The organism is Ornithinibacter sp., from assembly GCF_035443565.1.
Classification (GTDB): Bacteria; Actinomycetota; Actinomycetes; order Actinomycetales; family Dermatophilaceae; genus Fodinibacter.
The window spans coordinates 1-1942 of sequence record NZ_DAORSO010000032.1; the positions used below are offsets into that span (position 1 = coordinate 1).

Here is a 1942-nt window from a genome sequence, read left to right on the forward strand (position 1 = left end):
GTGTCCGAGGGGGGACTTGAACCCCCATGCCCAATAAGGGCACTAGCACCTCAAGCTAGCGCGTCTGCCAATTCCGCCACCCGGACGAGTGGTGCGGGCCCGGCCCGGGGAGGCCGTCCTGCGACCCGGAACATTACACGCATCGTGCGTCGGACCGAAATCCGATCCCCGGACGTCCTCTGCCGCCGCCCGATCGCGGCCCCGGCCTAGTGTGTCCTCATGCGTGAGACCACGACAGCAGCCCAGGACGAGGTCGTCCAGATCTGCCAGGACCTGATCCGGATCGACACGAGCAACTTCGGCGACGGTTCGGGACCCGGCGAGGCCGAGGCCGCTGCCTACGTCGTGCAGAGCCTGCGAGAGGTGGGGCTGGAACCGCAGACGTTCGAGAGCGACCCGGGGCGGGTCAGCGTGGTGGTCCGCATCCCCGGCGCCGACCGTGAGCGCGGCGCCCTGTGCATCCACGGCCACCTCGACGTCGTTCCGGCCAACGCCGCCGACTGGTCGGTCGACCCGTTCTCGGGTGAGCTGCGTGACGGCTGCGTCTGGGGGCGCGGCGCCGTCGACATGAAGGACATGGACGCGATGATCCTCGCCTGTGTCCGCGACCTCGCCCGCACCGGCACCGTTCCGCCGCGCGACCTCGTCATCGTGTTCTTCGCGGACGAGGAGGCCGGCGGGCGCAAGGGTTCGCACTTCCTCGTCGAGCAGCACCCCGAGGTCTTCGACGGGGTCACCGAGGCGATCAGCGAGGTCGGCGGCTACAGCGTCACCGTGACCGATCGCCATGGCGACGAGCGTCGCACCTACCTGCTCCAGACGGCCGAGAAGGGCATCTGCTGGCTTCGCCTGACCGCTCACGGCCGCGCGGGCCACGGTTCGGTCCCCAACGACGAGAACGCCATCGTGCGGCTGGCCGAGGCCATCTCCCGCATCGCCGCCCACACCTGGCCCCGCGAGTTCATCCCGTCGGTGCGCACCTTGCTCGAGGGCCTGGGTGAGCTGACGGGCACGAGCTGGTCCGACGAGGACCTCGAGGACCTGCTCGACCATCTTCGCGGGGCACAGGGCTTCGTGCGCGGCACCCTTCAGGACACGAGCAACGTCACCATGCTCGACGCGGGCTACAAGCACAACGTCATCCCGCAGCACGCCAGCGCCAACGTCGACTGCCGGTTCCTGCCCGGTCACGAGGAGCAGCTGCTCGCCACAATCACGGAGCTCGCCGGTGAGCACGTGAGCGTCGAGGTCCTCCATCGCGACATCGCCCTTGACGCTCCCTTCGAGGGCGACCTCGTCGAGGCGATGGTCGCCGCGCTGCGCACCGAGGACCCGGATGCCGTCGTGTTGCCGTACTGCCTGTCCGGCGGCACCGACAACAAGGCACTCTCGCTGCTGGGCATCACCGGCTACGGGTTCGCCCCACTGCGCCTGCCGGCCGATCTCGACTTCGCCCCCATGTTCCACGGGGTCGACGAGCGTGTCCCGGTCGACGCGCTCCAGTTCGGAGCCAGGGTCCTCGGGCGCCTCATCGCGACGTGCTGACGGCCCGCCGTGCCCGGATGATCCGACGGCGCAACCTGGTGCGGGTCCGACCGCCGACGTAGATCCTGGTGCGGTCGAGCTCCCAGTGCCCGTACTCGGCGTGCTCGGTCAGCAGACGGCGGATGTCACCCCGCGCGGTCTCCCGCCCGAACGTCAGGGTGAGGTACTCGTACTCGACCATCACCACATTGTGCCAAGCGGCGAGTACCGTCGACACCATGAGCGCTGACCCGCGTGCCGCCCTGAACACCCTCGTCGCCGCCCTCGAAAGGCACCTGGAGGCAAGCAGCGCTCGTCGCGGGGAGGACGACCCGGCTGTCATCGCCGCCTACGACGACCTCGCCGACGCCTTCGAGGACTACGACGGGGCGCTGTTCGACGCGTACGGCGAGATGAC

At 69.4% G+C, this 1942-nt stretch carries 2 protein-coding genes, 1 tRNA gene and 1 pseudogene; 2 read left to right on the plus strand and 2 right to left on the minus strand.

Translation table 11 applies throughout. The features are described 5' to 3' along the window. Position 1 precedes the first annotated feature (1 nt). Positions 2 to 86, minus strand: a tRNA-Leu gene (locus tag PLL68_RS05635). 133 nt (positions 87 to 219) lie between these two features. Between PLL68_RS05635 and PLL68_RS05640 the strand changes: the two genes are divergently transcribed. Beyond that, entirely contained in the window at positions 220 to 1545 is a 1326-nt protein-coding gene (locus PLL68_RS05640) for a M20/M25/M40 family metallo-hydrolase (protein ID WP_324532458.1), read from the plus strand. Here PLL68_RS05640 and PLL68_RS05645 read toward each other — a convergent pair. Further along, positions 1529 to 1726 (minus strand): DUF5703 family protein, encoded by a 198-nt coding sequence (locus PLL68_RS05645; RefSeq protein WP_159899203.1) that lies wholly within the window; start codon positions 1724 to 1726, stop codon positions 1529 to 1531. The two genes, PLL68_RS05640 and PLL68_RS05645, sit on opposite strands and share 17 nt — an antisense overlap. A 37-nt stretch (positions 1727 to 1763) precedes the next feature. Between PLL68_RS05645 and PLL68_RS15870 the strand changes: the two are divergent. Further along, a pseudogene (locus PLL68_RS15870) lies at positions 1764 to 1942 on the plus strand (primosomal protein); the annotation flags it as partial.